This window comes from Streptomyces sp. NPDC044003, from assembly GCF_056435185.1.
The window spans coordinates 606086-622533 of sequence record NZ_JBWKFA010000003.1 but is presented as its reverse complement, the minus strand read 5'-3'; the positions used below and the strand labels follow the sequence as shown (position 1 = coordinate 622533).

Annotated in this window: 12 protein-coding genes and 2 pseudogenes; 10 read left to right on the top strand and 4 right to left on the bottom strand. The window is 71.1% G+C overall.

The features are described from left to right. Positions 1–715: 715 nt before the first annotated feature. The 3 genes from AC07AW_RS14775 (at position 716) to AC07AW_RS14765 (ending at position 4530) form a co-directional block, all read left to right on the top strand. Complete coding sequence (locus tag AC07AW_RS14775; protein WP_478815818.1) at positions 716–1600, top strand: alpha/beta fold hydrolase; 885 nt, start codon at positions 716–718, stop codon at positions 1598–1600. Positions 1601–1829: 229 nt separating this feature from the next. Next, positions 1830–2564: a D-Ala-D-Ala carboxypeptidase family metallohydrolase gene (locus AC07AW_RS14770; RefSeq protein WP_478815817.1), complete on the top strand. Its 735-nt coding sequence runs from the start codon at positions 1830–1832 to the stop codon at positions 2562–2564. 187 nt (positions 2565–2751) lie between these two features. Beyond that, positions 2752–4530 carry a glycoside hydrolase domain-containing protein gene (locus tag AC07AW_RS14765; protein ID WP_478815816.1) on the top strand — a complete coding sequence of 593 codons (1779 nt, stop codon included), beginning with the start codon at positions 2752–2754 and terminating at the stop codon, positions 4528–4530. A gap of 261 nt (positions 4531–4791) precedes the next feature. Here the strand turns inward: AC07AW_RS14765 and AC07AW_RS14760 are convergent, their stop codons facing one another. The 3 genes and pseudogenes from AC07AW_RS14760 to AC07AW_RS14750 form a co-directional block, all read right to left on the bottom strand. Next, on the bottom strand, positions 4792–5856 hold the full coding sequence (locus AC07AW_RS14760) for a polyprenyl synthetase family protein (protein ID WP_478816248.1): 1065 nt from the start codon (positions 5854–5856) through the stop codon (positions 4792–4794). A gap of 119 nt (positions 5857–5975) precedes the next feature. Next, positions 5976–7127 (bottom strand): tetratricopeptide repeat protein, encoded by a 1152-nt coding sequence (locus AC07AW_RS14755; RefSeq protein WP_478815815.1) that lies wholly within the window; start codon positions 7125–7127, stop codon positions 5976–5978. Positions 7128–7316: 189 nt separating this feature from the next. After that, positions 7317–7451, bottom strand: a pseudogene (locus tag AC07AW_RS14750) (LacI family transcriptional regulator); the annotation flags it as partial. A gap of 418 nt (positions 7452–7869) precedes the next feature. Here AC07AW_RS14750 and AC07AW_RS14745 point away from each other — a divergent pair. The 7 genes from AC07AW_RS14745 (at position 7870) to AC07AW_RS14715 (ending at position 14679) form a co-directional block, all read left to right on the top strand. After that, the gene (locus tag AC07AW_RS14745) at positions 7870–8631 is read left to right on the top strand and encodes a peptidoglycan-binding domain-containing protein (RefSeq protein ID WP_478815814.1); all 762 of its coding nucleotides are present in this window, start codon (positions 7870–7872) and stop codon (positions 8629–8631) included. 17 nt (positions 8632–8648) lie between these two features. After that, positions 8649–9407, top strand: a complete 759-nt coding sequence (locus AC07AW_RS14740) for a D-Ala-D-Ala carboxypeptidase family metallohydrolase (protein ID WP_478815813.1) — start codon at positions 8649–8651, stop codon at positions 9405–9407. A gap of 515 nt (positions 9408–9922) precedes the next feature. Then, positions 9923–10096 carry a hypothetical protein gene (locus AC07AW_RS14735; RefSeq protein ID WP_478815812.1) on the top strand — a complete coding sequence of 58 codons (174 nt, stop codon included), beginning with the start codon at positions 9923–9925 and terminating at the stop codon, positions 10094–10096. Positions 10097–10301: 205 nt separating this feature from the next. Next, the gene (locus tag AC07AW_RS14730; protein WP_478815811.1) at positions 10302–11381 is read left to right on the top strand and encodes a ferritin-like domain-containing protein; all 1080 of its coding nucleotides are present in this window, start codon (positions 10302–10304) and stop codon (positions 11379–11381) included. A gap of 248 nt (positions 11382–11629) precedes the next feature. Further along, positions 11630–11866 carry a hypothetical protein gene (locus tag AC07AW_RS14725; protein WP_478815810.1) on the top strand — a complete coding sequence of 79 codons (237 nt, stop codon included), beginning with the start codon at positions 11630–11632 and terminating at the stop codon, positions 11864–11866. Positions 11867–12246: 380 nt separating this feature from the next. Further along, positions 12247–12933: a hypothetical protein gene (locus AC07AW_RS14720; protein ID WP_478815809.1), complete on the top strand. Its 687-nt coding sequence runs from the start codon at positions 12247–12249 to the stop codon at positions 12931–12933. Between the two features lie 414 nt (positions 12934–13347). Next, on the top strand, positions 13348–14679 hold the full coding sequence (locus AC07AW_RS14715) for a DUF1254 domain-containing protein (RefSeq protein ID WP_478815808.1): 1332 nt from the start codon (positions 13348–13350) through the stop codon (positions 14677–14679). A 441-nt stretch (positions 14680–15120) separates the two neighbouring features. On the opposite strand, the pseudogene AC07AW_RS14710 reads toward AC07AW_RS14715, so the two are convergent. Further along, positions 15121–16189: pseudogene (locus AC07AW_RS14710) on the bottom strand (DUF5685 family protein); the annotation flags it as partial. Between the last annotated feature and the right edge of the window lie 259 nt (positions 16190–16448).

Genomic DNA, 16448 nt, shown 5'->3' with positions numbered 1-16448 from the left:
CGCCGTGGTGACCTGGTGCTCGTTGCGGTTGGTGTCGCGGCGGACGATCTCGTAGCCGCCTTGGTCCAGGACGGCCACTGGCGAGTGCGGGGTCATACGTATGACGTCGGAGGTGTAACCGAGAAGGGGAAAGTAGGTTGCGTGCGCCGCGTCGTCTACGCCCTGGGCGAGGACGAACTCGCCGCGCCGGCCGGAGGCAGCGGCGGGCCCGTCCTCTCCCTGCCCTGCCGCCGCGTGTTCGCCGCGGGATCACCGCGGGCGGAGGTTTCCGGTCCGCACCTGCGGCCCGCGACGGACTCCTCCCACGGCCGATGGCCCGGATCCACCCCAAGCACAGGTCCCCCGTCGTGGCCGGCGCCTGGCAACTCAGCCTGGTCGCCACCACCGTCGCTCGGTGGCCTCGGGCTGATCGCCGGCCTCATCCTGATGGTTCACCACTTTCCTACCCTCACCGGCGGGGACACGGCAGCGCAGTCGGTGACACCGGGCCGGGAAGGGACGGGCGGGCTCACTGCGACGTCATGCAGCGATGGAGGCCCCAATGAGTGATCCAGTTAAGGCTGTTCGCCAGATCGAGCGGTCGGTCTGCGGCATCCTTCAGCGGGAGGCCGTCTCGGAAGTACTGCGAATCCAGCCACTCCTCCTTTACGAAGAGCGGACGCACAAGGCGTGCTTCCCCGACCCGCAGGAGACCGAACAGATGGGAGAGGTCCGCATGACCACGCGTACTCCGCAGGAACTCGCCGTCCCCGTACGAGGAGGCGACCTCGCCGTGACCCGCTGGCCGGGTGAAGGGCCCGCGGTCATCGCCCTGCACGGCATCACGGGCAACAGCCTGTCCTTCGGCGCCGTCGCCGAGCAGCTCGGCGACATCGATCTGTACGCCCCGGACCTGCGCGGCCGGGCCGGCAGCGCAGGTCTGCCGGCTCCCTACGGCATCCCCGCCCACGTCGAGGACGTCCTCGCCGTCCTCGATCACCTGGGCCTGCGCCAGGCGCTGCTCGTCGGCCACTCCCTCGGGGCCTTCACCACCGCGGTGGCCGCCGCGCGGCACCCGGACCGCTTCCCGCGCGTGGTCCTCGTCGACGGTGGCCTCGGATTCCCGATTCCGGGCGGCGCGGACATCGACGAGGTGATCGAGTCGGTCATCGGCCCGGCGATGCGCCGGCTCAGGATGACCTTCCCGGACGGCGACGCGTACCGCGCTCTCTTCCGTGAGCACCCGGCCTTCACGGCCCACTGGGGCCCGCACATCCAGGCGTACGTGGACCGCGACCTGGCCGGCGAGCCTCCGGAGATGCGCAGCAGCTGTGTCCTGGACGCGATCCGTGCCGACGGCGCGGGCCCCATCGGCGACCCCGAGACGCTGGGCGGCATCCACCGGCCGGAGGTGCGCGGCACCATGCTGTGGGCGGAGCGAGGAGTGATGGACGAGCCTCAGGGGCTCTACGACGAGGGGCGTCTGGCCGCGGGCGACCTCTCCCCGGACCGGATCACCACCCGCCGGGTCGACGACACCAACCACTACACGATCCTGTTCGCGGAGAACGCGACGGCAGCCATCGCGGAGGCTGTGCGCGCGGAGTTGAAGCTGATGTAGCACCGGACTCGATGGGACACACCGGGCCGAGCGTGCGTGCGATTCCTACGGAACGGCGCACATCCGGACCGGTGTGCGACCGGCGCCACCACGACCGTCGACCTGCAGAAGGGTTGTTCCGAAGGTCTGGTCCTGTGGCGGATGGTGACGGTGTGGACACGCACCGCTTACAGGTATCACACTCGCCTCAGCCCCTCGACGGGGAATCAGAACTCAGGACGGAGACGCGATGCTTCGGCGCACGATCCAACTCGCCCTCTCGCTTGTCATGGTCATGATGGCAACGGTGGGTGGGATGCTGGCCACGGCCGGATCCGCCCAGGCCGACGAGTGCTACACCTGGGGCCGCACCCTGTCCGAGGGCATGTCGGGCTCCGACGTGACGCAGCTGCAGATCCGCGTGGCCGGACACGCCGCGTACGGCGAGGTCATCGCCATCGACGGCGCATTCGGCCCGGCGACGAAGGCCGCGGTGACCCGATTCCAGCAGGCGTACGGTCTGCCCGCGGACGGCATCGCGGGTTCCCAGACGTTCAGCAAGATCTACGCCCTGCAGGACCCGGACTGCACCCCCGTCCACTTCACCTACGCCGAGCTGAACAAGTGCAACTCCGACTGGTCCGGCGGCGCGGTGAGCGCCACGACGGCCAAGTCCAACGCCCTGCAGACGATGTGGAAGCTGGAGGCCATGCGACACGCCCTGGGGGACGTGCCGATCACCGTGACCAGCGGATTCCGCTCGTACGCCTGCAACAGCGCGGTGGGCGGCGCCTCGAACAGCCGGCACCTGTACGGTGACGCTGCCGACCTGACCGGCAGCCCGTCGCTGTGCACGCTGGCCCAGCGGGCCCGCTACCACGGCTTCGGCGGAATCTTCGGCCCCGGCTACCCCGACCACAACGACCACACCCACGTGGACGGACGCACCAGCCGATCCTGGTCCGCGCCCAACTGCGGCGTCTGACCCGGACGTACGACACGGACAGCGGGCTCTCCCCCGGACCGGCTCCGGCCCGGGGGAGAGCCCGCACCGTCCGCGAGGCGCGCTGCCGACAAGGCTCCGGCCCTCCGGACGGGCATCACTCATCCCTGCCCCGAGCAGACCTGCCCCACCACTCTCTCCCCTCCCCGCATCGAGTAGGAGTGCCTTGATGTCCTCCCGCATCCCCTGGCGCGTCCGTGCCGGAACGGCCACGCTGGCGGTGCTCGCCGGTATCGGGGCGTTCGCCGCGCCCGGATCCGCCGCGGCTGCCTCCCCGCCCGGGGCCGCCACGGCCGCCTCCCCGCCCGGGGCCGGCCGACAGACCGTCACTTACCACGGCTACCGCATCGAGGTCCCCGCCGACTGGCAGGTCGTCGATCTGGCCGAAAGTCCGCAGGCCTGCCTCCGATTCGACCGACCCGCCGTCTACCTGGGCGAGCCCGCCGAGCAGAGCGACTGCCCCGCACACCTCGTGGGCCGTACGGCAGGCATCGTCGTGGAGCCGCTCACCGCCCGCTCCGCCGGACAGGCGACGGCGGCGACCGCACGGACCCCGCGCGGCAAGGCCACCGCCCCGACCGCCGTGTCCAGCAACGACACCATCCAGATCGCGGTCGAGGACGCCGGCGTACTCGTCACCGCCGCCCACACCCCGGCGACCGAGAATCTGGTGCGGGACGTTCTGGCCTCGGCCGAACTCACCCCGGGTGCCAGGCGCACCGAGCTGCCCCGCGCAGCTCAGCGGCCCGATGCCACTCCCCTGACCGCGGCCGGGCCGCAACCCGGCAGCTACCTGGGCAAGGGCTTCGACACCTGTGCCGCGCCCTCCCAGGCCGCCATGAACGCCTGGCAGGCCGGCTCACCGTACAGCGCGGTCGGCGTCTACATCAGCGGCTCCTTCCGCGGCTGTGCGCAGCCGAATCTGACCGCGAGCTGGGTGACCAGTCAGACCGGCAACGGCTGGCGGCTGATCCCCATCGACGTCGGCCGCCAGGCCCCGTGCACGAGCTTCTCCCTGAAGATGTCCGCCGACCCCGCCACGGCCAAGTCCCAGGGCGTCACCGCAGCGGCCGCCGCCCTCACCGCCGCGGCGAACCTCGGCATCCCCGCGGGCAGCGCCGTCTACAGCGACATCGAGGGATACACCTCCACGGCCTCCTGCAAGGCGGCCGTGCTGTCGTACCTGTCCGGCTGGACCGAGCGGCTGCACAGCGGCGGCTATCTGTCGGGCTTCTACTCCAGCGCGTCCTCCGGCATCAAGGACGCCGCGAGCGAGTACGGCAACAGCGCCTACACGCGGGTCGACGACATCTTCTACGCCTGGTGGAACGGCGCCGCCGACACCAACACCGGTTCCTACGTTCCGTCCACCTACTGGGCCGGGCACCAGCGCATCCACCAGTACGCGGGCAACGTCACCGAGTCCTACGGCGGCTACTCGATCAACATCGACCGCGACTACCTGGACGTGGGCACCGGCACACCGCCCGCGCCCGACTGCACGGGGACGAACCTCGACTTCACCACGTACCCCACCGTCCAGAGCGGATCGACCGGCGACCAGGTCAAGGCGGCCCAGTGCCTGCTCAAAGCCGCCGGATACGACCCCGGCACCCCGGACGGGACGTTCGGCGCCGCCACGACCACCGCCACCAAGAACTTCCAGAGCGGCACAGGGCTCACCGCGGACGGAGTGATCGGTCCGAAGACCTGGACCGCCCTGCTGTCCCGCGGATCCACCCCCACCGTCCAGAGCGGCTCGACAGGAGAAGCGGTCACCCGGCTCCAGCGTGCCCTGACCGCCGCGCTCGGCCGGACGGTGGCCATCGACGGCGCCTTCGGTCCGGGCACCGACCAGGCCGTGCGCGACTACCAGTCCTCACGCGCTCTGACGGTCGACGGCATCGTCGGCTCCGGCACCTGGGGCGCCCTCCAGTCGGGAAGGTGAGGAAGACCCGGTGAGCCCACTCGCACCGAGCATCGTGTTTGCCGACAGCGGCAGACCAGCGCTCCGGCGCCCTGGGCACAGCCCGGCGAGGTGAGCTACTCGGCGTGCTCGCCGGGCCGGCGGCAGCCCTGGGAGCCGCCATCGTCTCCCAGGGCGGTCACTGGGCGGATGGTTCCCAGCCGCGCGAACATTCCGCGCTCCGCTACGCGTCGCCGTCGTCGAGCCGTCACCGCCGGGGGGATCACCGAGGAGGAACGGTGATCACCTGGTCCGGTCGAGCACGTACGTGAACAGCCTGTCCAATTGCTGTGCAGCGGTGTACGTGAGGGGCGCGTCGCGCAGCGCGCGGCGGGCGGTGTCCAGGTGCCGGCGCGCTTCGTCGCGGGTCGCGGTCCGCCCGCCCAGCTCCTCCACGAGTGCCGCGACGTGTGCGGCGGCCTCGTGGTCGAGCGGCTGGGGAAGGTCGAGCAGCGCCGCCAGTTCGTGCGCGGCCCTGCCTCCGCCGGCCAGTGCGGCGAGCATCGGGTAGGTCTTCTTGCCCCTGCGCAGGTCGGCGTGGACGGGTTTGCCGGTCACGGCGGGGTCGCCCCAGATGCCGAGGATGTCGTCCACCGCCTGGAAGGCGAGGCCGAGATGGCGGCCCGCCCGTTCGAGCGTGGTCACGGTCCGGGCGGGGGCGCCGCCGAGGACCGCGCCGAGCGCAACGGCGCAGCCCAGCAGGGCGCCTGTCTTGTGTTCGGCCATCGACCGGTACTGCTCCGGTCCGACTGCGCCGGGGCCGTACCACGGACGGTGTTCAAAGCGCAGGTCCTGTGCCTGGCCGGAGACCAGCGCGTTCAGGGTCCGGCAGAGGCAGCGGACCGCGGCCGCCGCGTGCCGGCCCGGGGCCTCGGCCAGGGTGGTCACGGCCTGGGCGAGAAGCGCGTCGCCGGCGAGAACGGCGGGGCCGGTCCCGTATGCCTTCCACACCGCAGGCCGCTGCCGGCGCAGGTCGTCGCCGTCCATGATGTCGTCGTGGAGGAGCGAGAAGGTGTGCACGAGTTCGACTGCCACGGCGCCGGGGACGGCCTCCGCGCCGTCCGCCCCGACCGCCTCGGCCCCGAGCACGGCGAGCGCCTGGCGCACTCCCTTGCCCTCGGACCTGCCGGAATCCGGAGTACCGGCCGTGTCGGACCAGCCCAGCGCGTACGCCGCCATCTCACCGGTCCACGGATGGAGGCTGCCCACCGCCTCCACCAGCGCGGGCCGGACGAGTTCACGACAACGCTCCAGGACACGGGCCGGCGCTGCGTCGTGATCAATATCGCGATCAATATCGCGACCAATGTCGCTATCAATGTCGCTATCAATGTCGTGATCAGCGTCGTGATCACGAGAGGAACGCGCCGTGGCCACGGCTGTGGCGCCCGGCCGGTACACCGGCGAGAACGGTGTCGGGACGGCGCTCACCGCAGGCCCTCCACATCGGCGGCCTGAAGCGCCTCGGCCCCGACCGCCGGCAGCACGGGCCTCGCGGCGCCCTGCCCGTGTCCGCCGTGGTCCGGCAGCGGCCCGACCCCCAGTTCGGCCGCTGCCTTGTCCACCATGTCCCGGGCATGCCGCAGACCGATACGGTCCAGCGTCGAGCGCAGTTCGGCCAGGTCCGCGGCAGTGTGCGCGGCGTCGCGGCCCAGGTGGGCGGAGGCCTTGACCAGGCCCAGTCGCGACAGCGCCGTCCCGCGCGGCTCGTCCATCTCGTGGAACTCCTCAAGGGCCAGCGCGTACATCTCACGGGCCTGCTCGTAGCGGCCCGCCCGGTACAGCACGTTGCCGCGCATCTTGTGGTTGTAGGCGAGCGCGCTGGACAGCCGCATCTCCCGGCAGGCCTCCTCCGCCTGGGACAGCAGCGACAGGGCGCGCTCCACGTCGGCGTCGCGCACGGACACCACGTCCGCGATGCCGCGCAGCGCCCATGCCCACCCGCGCCGGTCCTCGGCTCGGGACGCCGTGTCGGCCGCCTCCTCGAACAGGGCCAGGGCCTCGTCGTATTCGCCGGTGTTGCGGTGCATCTGCGCGATGCCCTCCAGCGCCCACACCGTGTGCCGGGCCTCGCCTCGGCGGCGGGCCTCGGCAAGCAACTGCTCGTGCAGCCTCCTCACCGCCGCGTAATCACCCTGGATGCGCCCGGTCTCGGCGAGCCCCGCCAGCGAGTAGCCGCGCACGACGACGTCACCGCCCCGCTCGCCCGTCTCGGCGGCCAGCCTCAGCAACCGGTACGCCAGCCTGAATGCACCGCGCTGTCGGGCCAGCGTGCCGCCGCTCCACAGAGCCCACGCCATGGCCCCCTCGTGACCGGCCGAACGCGCCGCCCGGTAGCTCGCCTTCCACGCCCGGTCGGCCTCCTCGATCCGCCCGAGCCTGCGGCAGGCCTCCGCCACGGCCAGCCCGCAGCGCGCCTCCTCCCGCCGGTCCCCGGCCCGCTCCGCCGTCCGCAGCTCCTCCATGCCCCGGGCCAGCACCTCGGGCAGTGAGGCGTTCACCGACAACGATTCGAGAGCACCCTGGTACTCCGGCGCCGATGCCTTCGCCCGCCTCGTCCTGTGCACCTGACCTGCCATCACACCCCTCCTCGTGTCGACTCGACGATCAAGTCGACGCGAGGACCAAGACGGCGACCGCGGGCCGGGGTTCCCTCTCGGTCGAGAAGTCCGCCTCCGTACGGACGCGGGATCGTCCTCAAGTGCTACGCGGCCGTCGACGACTCCTCAGCGAGATGTACGCCGGGGCTCCCGGACCGGCTGGTCCGGTCAGCGCGGGGTGAGGCTCGAACGGCGGACGACCAGTTCCGGCCGGAGCACCACCTGGTCGTGGCGGTGGTCGTCCGCGTGGTCGCCGGTCTCCTCCAGGAGGAGCCCGGCCGCTCGCGTGCCGAGGGTGACGGCCGACCGCGACCGGCAGATCGCGAACCCGTGCCGCAAGGACGTCCCCTGGCATGAACCTCCGTCGCCTGTAGGGGATTTCACCAGCAACTTCCCGCTACCTGCCGGGCAGGACCTCGTCTCCCCCGCACCCGCACACCGGCGACACGGAAGGCTCGCAGACCGTCGAAGCACACCCGAGTGATGTACGCCGCAGGCGACGACCGTTGCGGAAATCCATCCCACATTTTCCCGTCCCGTGCGCACCGAGCGTCCCACGCGTCCCGGCCCCGTCCCGTATCGCTCCCAAGGGGCTCCGCACCACGGACCCCGACGGCACCATGGCTTCAGTCACCAAGTCCTCTTGCATGCATGCGACTTGGCTGTCTCGGCGCGCATCCGTCGAGACATCGGCATCGACCCGCGAAGACAAGGACTCGGAGTGATACCCATCGGTACGGCCCTTCCGGCCTCCCAGGCGCCGGCCCCCCGGCTGCCCGTCGCCCGCACGGCACTCGTGCTGTTCGTCACCCTGCTCGCCATGCTGGCGCCCTCTGCCCCCGCACACGCCCTGGACTCCACCACCTGGCTCCAGCGCAATCTCGCGGGGATCGGTTACCTGCCGTACAGCGGCATCGACGGCGTCTACGGCTCCCAGACCAGCACCGCGGTCCGTTCCTTCCAGCACGACAACGGGCTGGCCGAGGACGGCGACTACGGCAGTCGCACCGAACTCGCCCTGCACAACAAGGTGATGGAGGTACAGCGCAAGGTAGGCACCACCGCCGACGGCGCCTACGGCGACGGCACCAAGTCCAAGGTGACGACCTGGCAGCAGGCGAACGGCCTGTCCGCCGACGGCGTCACAGGCCCCGCGACCATGAACGCGATGCACATCGCCCGCACCGTGAAGATCACCGGCCAGTGGAAGATCACCGAGCACGGCTGGTCCGTGTCCAGCCAGTTCGACTGCCTGGACAACCTCTGGATCCGCGAGAGCAGCTGGAAGGTGTACGCGACGAATCCCTCGTCCGGTGCGTACGGCATCCCGCAGGCCCTGCCCGGCGACAAGATGTCCGTAGCGGGAGCGGACTGGCAGACCAACCCGGCCACCCAGATCGAGTGGGGCCTCGACTACATCAAGTCGCGGTACGGCACCCCGTGCGCGGCGTGGTCCTTCTGGCAGTCCCACAACTGGTATTAGAAGAAGGGGACTCGACCATGACATCCGACCTCTCGCGACGCTCGTTGCTGCGCTACGGCGCCGGCGCGGTGGCCGCCACCGGTCTGGCCGTCGGTACCGGCCTGGCCCTCGCCGGCCCGGCCGCCGCCTACAGCTGGCCCTCACAGCTCTCCCAGGGCTCCAGCGGTGCGGCCGTCACGGAGCTCCAGATTAGGATCGCCGGCTGGGCCGCCGGCTCGGCCCAGCAGACCTACGTCTCCCTGGACGGCGACTTCGGTCCCGGCACCGAGGCGGCGCTCCGTCGGTTCCAGGCCGCGTACGGACTCACCGTGGACGGGGTGGCGGGGGCGCAGACGTTCAGCCGGCTCAACGCCCTGGAGAGCTCCGACGGATCGACCGCGCACTTCGACTTCTCCGAGTTCGAGAGCAAGGACGGCTCCGGCTTCTCGGGTGGCAAGGTGAGCGCCACGACCGTCAAGGAGAACGTGCGCCGCAACATGTACAAGCTGGAGGCGCTTCGCAAGAAGTGCGGCGACCTGGCCGTCACGGTCAACTCCGGCTTCCGCAGCATCTCCCACAACGCGTCGGTGGGTGGTGCCGCCAACTCCATGCACCTGTACGGAATCGCCGCGGATGTCGCCGTCTCCGGCCTGTCCACGAAGACCATTTACCAGAAGGCCGAGACCTGCGGCTACTCGGGCCTGGAGACCTACACGGTCTCGTGGCAGCACGTCGACTCCCGGGTCGAGTACCCCTACGGGTCGCAGTCCTGGTGGTGGCAGGACGGCGCGGCCTGACCCTCCGGCTCCGTACCTGTCTTCAGCACAGCATCGCGGACTCGGCCAGGGCCCACGCGGGGCCGACCGGGTCGTCCCCCCGTCACCGGTCACGCGCGTTCTCGCCGAGAGCTCAGCACAGGCAGAAGCGACTTCAGGTGGCAGGGGCGATCCGGTCGTGCCGGGGACTCCGCGGTCAGGAGCGAACGTCTCCGACGGGAGGGGAAGTCCGGTTCCTCGTCCAGTACAAGAGTCGAGGCGAGGCGTCCGATTTCGTCTTCGTCGCAACCGCGGGCTCCGTGACCGTTCCCGCAGACGGCCACGTACAGGCCGTCCCCAACCCAGTCGGCCGATGTACGGGTATCGGGACCGTGTCTTGACGGGCTCGTCGTACGGTCCGAGAGCACCCCGAAGGCGTTCTGGAGAGGCTGCGTCAGGTGGCCGGGATCGCGAGCCACAGGGCAGCGCTGAGGGGGCACGGTCCGGAACCTCGTCCTACGATGGGTGGGTGCGGAAGAGACCCCCAGGGACGACGCATGAACCCCTCCCCCGCTTCACCCTCCCGCCGGTTCGGTCTCCGGCTGCTCGGGCGGTTCCGGCTGTCGGTCGACGGTGAGACCGTCGCGCCGCCCGGCAACGCGCGGGGTCTGCTGGCCTTCGTCGGCCTGCGGCGGCGGGCGGGGCGTCAGGAAGTCGCCGGGATTCTGTGACCGGAGGCGTCCGAGCGCACGCGCGCGGCATTCTGCGGACGGCGCTGCGGTGCGTACCGTCACCTGCTGCGCGCGGAGTTCGGGGTCGAGCCGTCCCTCGGGTTCGCACGGATCGTGCCCTGCGCCGTGGAGAGGTCCACGGTGGGGTGACGGTGGGCGCGGGCGCTGCTGAGAGTGGGGGTACTCGTTCGGAAGGAGGCCGGCCATGGACGCGCTGCTCCACACCACGAGCCGGAATCAGAGGATCGTCGAGTTGATGCGGCAACCCGCCGAGCGGCGGGACGCCCTGTGGGTGAGGGACGCGGCGCAACAGGCCATCCTGCTGGAACTCGCCACTCTCCCCCCGTACCTCTGCGGCAAGTGGTCCATCGACGACATCGGGGACGGCCAGGTATTCGACACGCTGAGGGCGATCATCTTCGACGAGATGTCGCACGTGGGCCTGGCGTGCAATCTGCTCACCGCTATCGGCGGGACTCCCCAGCTCGCCGACGCGGCACTGGTGCCCACGTACCCCGGTCCTCTGCCCGGCGGCGTCCGGCCGGAAGTCACCGTCTCCCTCAGCGGGCTGACCAAGGCGTCGGTGACGATGTACGCGGAGATCGAGAAGCCCGACGCCCCGGTGACGGAACGCCGGGAGACGCCTCACACCTCGATCGGCGCCTTCTACACCGCGATCCTGGACGCGCTGCGGGCGAGCCCGGAGCTGATCACCGGCGCCCGGCAGATCGAGATGGACATGTCCAGCCACGGGGCGGGGAACAGCCTGGTGGCCCTCACCTCGCTCGCCGAGGTCGAGTCGGCCATCAAGGTGATCAAGGAGCAGGGCGAAGGCACGTCGACCTCGCCCGAGAACCCGTTCCCGGGCACGCAGGGCGAGCTCGCCCACCACTTCGCGTTCCTGGAGATCCAGCACGGGCGCAAGCTGGTGCACCCGCCCGGCTACCCCGACAAGTGGGACTTCCAGGGCCCGGAGGTGCCGATGCCCCACGCCCTGCCCATGGGTGTCGTGCCCGCCGGCGGCTGGCCGCGGACGGGACCCTTCGCACCCGCCCCCGCGACGGTACAGCTCCTCGACGAGTTCAATCGCGCCTTCAGCGAGCTACTCGGCCTCCTCCAGGACGCCTGGAAGCAGGAAGATCCCGCCCAGGCGCTGGACACCCTGAACGCCGCCGTCGCCGCGATGTTCGGGCTGCAGATACCCGCGCAAGACCTCATGGCCATCCCGCTCCCCGACGGAAGCGGCAAGACCTACGGGCCGGAGTTCCGCTACGTGTCCGCGTGACGGTGACGGTGGCGGTGGCGGTACGGCGAGCGGGCCGGGCTCCGGCTTCCCAGGATGGGAGGAGACGGGCGGGGGTCCACGGCTCTCTGTCGCCCCCTCCGACCCTCGGAGAGAGATGATGCACCGCCCGGAACCTCTCTCACATCCCGTCTCGGCCCGCTCGGCCCGTTCCGGCTGCTGTACGGCACCGAAGCCGTCCTCCTGTGCGGCACCGCGCAACGGCTGTCGGCCGTCGTCGGACTGCGCTCGTGCTTCAGCCGGAACGTCTCGCCGGGACGCTGTGGCCGGACGCCACCGAGGCACACGCCTGCGGCCGGGCGGTGGTCGTCCGCTGCAGGCACGTAATCGCCCTCGACGACTCCGTCGGCGTCGACGCCCGCGTCCTGGCCGGCACGGCTCTGCGCGTGGAGAACCAGACCCAGAAGCCCATCCCCAGCTCGGCGCCGTTCTTCCCGCCGCCGCGGCGGCGTTCACCGTCGGCGTGATCGGCGCGGCAGGGCCCGGCATCGCGTGCCCGGCGCCCGCGTACGGCGCGGCCGGCACCGCGGAATCCCGCGTCCACGGCCGACCGGTAGGCGGCGCAGGCCCACTCCAGCACGGCGCGTGACGCGTTCACGGCCGGCGTCGATCCGGCGCCGCCTAGCCGGACCCGGGGTGTCACCGGTACGTCGGCGCTGCCGGGTGCCGCGTAGCAACCGACAGTGACGGTGTGCCCGGCGGCGGCCACCCCCCGGCCGCAGTCGAGGTCGAGCACCTCGCCTTCGAAGCACCGAAGCGCGAGATCCGCCGCCCGCCCACCAGCCGCTATATCTTCCGAGGGCAGGACGGACAACCACTCCGCACTCGACCGTAAGGGCCCGCCACCATGACCGGACGCATCCCCGAGCCGACCGAGAGCCCGAGTTCGCATGAGCCCTACGGTGAGGCCCGCTGGCCGATGGCCACGGCCGTCGTCACCGCCATGGTGCTGACCGTCCTGCTCCCCGACGACCTCCGTCTGGCGCCTCGCTGGGTGCTTCCGACAGTCGAGGGACTGCTTCTGCTCGCGCTCATCGCCAGCGACCCGGGCCGGATCGACCGGCGCTCGACCGTACTGCGCACCCTGTCGATCGCCCTGGTGGGCGTTCTCGCTCTCAGCGCCGTCTGGTCCACGGTCCAGCTGGTCGACGACATCCTCCACGGCGGCAAGGAGACCGCATCCGCCACCAGCCTGCTGCAGTCGGGTGGCACCGTGTGGGCCTGTACCGTTCTGGCCTTCTCCTTGCTGTACTTCGAACTCGACAGCGGCGGAGCCGCCGCTCGTGCCCACCGCATCCCCCGCACACCCGCGCTCGCCTTCCCCCAGCAGCTCAACCCCGAAGTGGCAAGCGCCGACTGGCGGCCCCGCTACATCGACTACCTCTACCTCGGACTCACCAACGCCACCGCCTTCAGCCCCACGGACGTGATGCCCCTGGCCGCCTGGGCCAAGATCGCCATGGGCATCCAGTCCCTCGTCTCCCTGCTCATCCTCGGCCTGGTGGTCGCCCGCGCCGTGAACGTTCTCGCCTGACCTCCGGCGGTGTGTGGCCGCGAGCGGGGTAGGCCGAGCCTGGAAAGGCGGCAGAGCGGCGAACGGTGCGGTGTTGAAGGACCGGACCTCGGCGATGGGCACCCGTGCCTGCTCGGCCGTGCGCAGTTCGTCCCGACGCCGGCCGATGAGGGGGCCGAGTGCCATGGCCGGAGCCGTGGCGGCGAACCGTACGTCCGCCGACGTGGGACAGCGGCCCGGCCATGCGCCGAGACCGGGCAGGGACCGTGGACGTGTCCGCCGGCCTCAGCCCGTCGGGAACCTTCGGAACGCACGAAAGGCAGACGCCCATAGGAGCGAGCCGCCACCCGTTCGGCGGACTCGCCGCGCGGGAGGCCTGCGGCGCTCGTAGCGTCGGGCCCGGACGGGGACCGACGTAGCACCTGGGAGAAGCCGATGACGGACGAATCGATGGAGAAGCTGGCCACGGAGGCATGGCTCTATGGGTACCCACTGGTCACGGCGGCCATGACGAAAGGCTCCATGACAGCGGTCCCGGCCCGGGACGACGCGCGGCGGAAAGCCCCGGTCAACCAGTTCTGCTACCTGCGCTCCACCCCGGACGCCTCCTTCACCGAGGTCGTCTCACCGAACGCGGACACCCTGTACTCCAGTGCCTGGCTCGATCTGTCCGACCAGCCTCTGGTGCTGACCCTTCCCGAGTTCGGCGACCGGTTCTGGATGGTCCCGATCTTGGACGCCTGGTCGGATGTCTGCGCCGTCGTCGGCCGACGTAAGAACGGCCCGTCCGCCGGCCCGTTCTTGATCGCCGGACCGTCCTGGTCAGGAGCCACCCCCTCCGGCCTGACCCTGTTGAAGTCGCCCACCGCCGTGAACTGGATCATCGCCCGGTACGCGACCAGCGGCCCGTCGGACTTCCCGGCCGTCAACCGGCTCCAGGACGGCACGCGGCTGATTCCGCTGTCGGAATGGACCGGCGACCCCGATGCCTACTCCCCTCCCACCGACGTCCCTGTTCCCGCCGATGCCGACGCGACGACACCGCCCGTGGAAAAGGTCCACGCCCTCAGCGGCCGCGAGTACTTCACGCTCCTCAACCGGATGATGGTCGACAACCCTCCCGACCCTGCCGATGCACCGTTCCTGGGCCGCATCGCCAAACTCGGCATCGCACCCGGCGCGAGCCTGGACGACCTGTCCCCCGAGGAGCTCGCCACCCTGGACGCGGGTGCGCGGCGCGGCCCCGAGATGCTGCGCGATCTACTCGACCGAGCGGAGTCCGCGGGCTCCGGTGGGTGGACCGTGCACCGAGGCCTGGGAGATTACGAAACCGACTACGCCAAGCGCGCGGTCATCACCCGGTTCGGGTACGGAGCCAACCTCGACGCCGACGCCCTGTACCCGCACGCCACCACCGACGCCGACGGCCGGCCTCTCAACGGTGCCCACACCTACGTGCTGCACTTCGCCGCCGGGGAAACCCCGCCCGTCGACGGCTTCTGGTCCCTCACGATGATGACCGAGCATCAGTTCTTCGCCGACAACCCGCTGAACCGCTACGCGATCGGCGACCGCAGCGGTATGCGGACCAACCCCGACGGCTCCCTGGACATCTACGTCCAGCACGACAACCCGGGACCCGATCGCGAGAGCAACTGGCTTCCCGCACCCGCGGGCAGCTTCAACGTCTTCCTGCGCCTGTACTGGCCCCAGCAGCCCGCCCTCACCGGCAGCTGGACCCCGCCGGCACTGCAGCGCACCAGCTGAACCCAGAAGTCACCGGTGCGCACCCGCGTGGACACGGGTGCGCACCCCACGAGCGAAGCGGCCCACAAGGAATCCCGGTGGGCCGCTTCCTCATGAGCCCCTGGTCAGGCGCCTCCAGCAGGTACGCATCCCTCCGGACGCGCCGTCGCCGACGCGCCCGTTCCCCTTCCGGGCCCCGCGTGGTTCATCCGTCGTTCAGTCGCAGCAGCACTTGCACGGGTTGCAGCAGCCTCCGCCACAGCCGTCACCCGAGCCCCCGCCGGAGCCACCAGAGCCACCGCCGGACGTGTGCCCTCCGCCCCAACCGCCGGAGGTGCCTCCTGAGTTACCGCCGCCGTGCCCGCCGAACCAGCCGTCGCCTCCGGAACCGTCCCTGCCGGAGCCATCCCGGTTCGAGCCGCCGTTGCCGTTGCCCTCGCCGAACTGCCAGGGCTCTCCGTCACCCGAATCCGCGTCGTCGTCGCAGCGGCAGCAGTTGTAGCACAGCCGGCAATCTCCACACAGCCGGCGCTGCTCGCGACACCGCCGGCACTCCCCCTCCGGCGGCCGGCCCGATGCCGTCGGCGCACCCTCCGGGGCCGCGCCCGCAAGCACACCGACGCCACAAGCCGTGCTCGAGCCGGTCTCCGGGGGCTCTTCCGTCACCGTACGGCGACCCAGCCACGGCAGCATGCGCAGGCCCCGCGTCTGGCGGGTGTGCCGATGGTGGCGATGCCGGGGGTCGAAGACCCGATCGACGGCGCGCTCCAACTCGCCACCCAGAAGGGCCCGTACCAGCCGCCCGTCGACGAACACGGCGTCGGACAGGGCGAGCTGGATTCCGTGAAACGGCGTCGTCGCAGAGCCTGCGCACCTCGGCGCGGCCCGCGCCGGTCACGGCGATCGGGTTCCACGCGCCCGACGCCTCGTCCGCGGCCAGGTCCTCCACCGCGTCCAGCAGATGCGCCAGTCGACCGAACAGACGACCGGCTTCCGCCAGCGGTTCCGCGTTGTCCGGGCGGTCCGTGAGCACGGCGGTGTACGCGAAGGCGGCGGCGGTCGCCGTCTCGGTGGGCTCCGTGACCGTCAGCAGCGAGCCACCTCGACCAGTCGACCGCTCGATCTGCGGCTGGCGCTCGACCGCCCCCAGCAGCACCGAGGTGCCGAAGCCGAGCCGCTCTCCGCCCGCGGCACCCGCACGGTCCCAGCCGTGGGCGATCCGGCGTGCTGCCAGCGCCACCGGGCGCCTTCCCAACAGGCCGTCGCCGTCGGCCACATGGTCACGTATCTTCGCCGCGGCGAGGACCAGCGACACCGTCGCCGCCAGCCGCGCGCCCTCGCCCTGCGCCACGTCCGCCGACCGCATCCCGCGCAGCGGGCACGGACCGGCGCCTCGCCGCCAGTCGCCGGTTCGCTCCGACTGCGCCTCGGTCAGTACCGAGACGATCAGGCCGTCGTAGTTGGTGGCCACCCGCGCGAACTGCCCGTACTCTCCGCGCAGCGCCAGGCACAGCCCACACAAGTGCGCCATCCACTCGGTACGCAAGCCCTCGCCCAGCCGATGACGGCATGGCCTGATGATTCCGAACACCGAAATCCTCCCCCGTAGAACAGCTACCCGCGCGCATCCGGTCGGACGGCGTGCGGACGCAAGGCCGCAGGCCGCACAACCGGCAGGACCGCATGTGACGTCAACCGCATGCGCCATCAACGCGCGGTCGTCATCCTAGAGGGGCCCCTCCCGAGGTATCCGCGCAGACCGGCCCGGAGCCCCGCTGACACTGGAGGAC

Bases quoted from the DNA above. Each gene is read 5' to 3' on its own strand.
- AC07AW_RS14720 (WP_478815809.1), top strand. From the start codon at position 12,247: ATGACCGGACGCATCCCCGAGCCGACCGAGAGCCCGAGTTCGCATGAG.
- AC07AW_RS14740 (WP_478815813.1), top strand. From the start codon at position 8,649: ATGACATCCGACCTCTCGCGACGCTCGTTGCTGCGCTACGGCGCCGGC.
- AC07AW_RS14765 (WP_478815816.1), top strand. From the start codon at position 2,752: ATGTCCTCCCGCATCCCCTGGCGCGTCCGTGCCGGAACGGCCACGCTG.
- AC07AW_RS14775 (WP_478815818.1), top strand. From the start codon at position 716: ATGACCACGCGTACTCCGCAGGAACTCGCCGTCCCCGTACGAGGAGGC.
- AC07AW_RS14755 (WP_478815815.1), bottom strand. From the start codon at position 7,127: ATGGCAGGTCAGGTGCACAGGACGAGGCGGGCGAAGGCATCGGCGCCG.
- AC07AW_RS14735 (WP_478815812.1), top strand. From the start codon at position 9,923: ATGAACCCCTCCCCCGCTTCACCCTCCCGCCGGTTCGGTCTCCGGCTG.
- AC07AW_RS14715 (WP_478815808.1), top strand. From the start codon at position 13,348: ATGACGGACGAATCGATGGAGAAGCTGGCCACGGAGGCATGGCTCTAT.
- AC07AW_RS14770 (WP_478815817.1), top strand. From the start codon at position 1,830: ATGCTTCGGCGCACGATCCAACTCGCCCTCTCGCTTGTCATGGTCATG.
- AC07AW_RS14730 (WP_478815811.1), top strand. From the start codon at position 10,302: ATGGACGCGCTGCTCCACACCACGAGCCGGAATCAGAGGATCGTCGAG.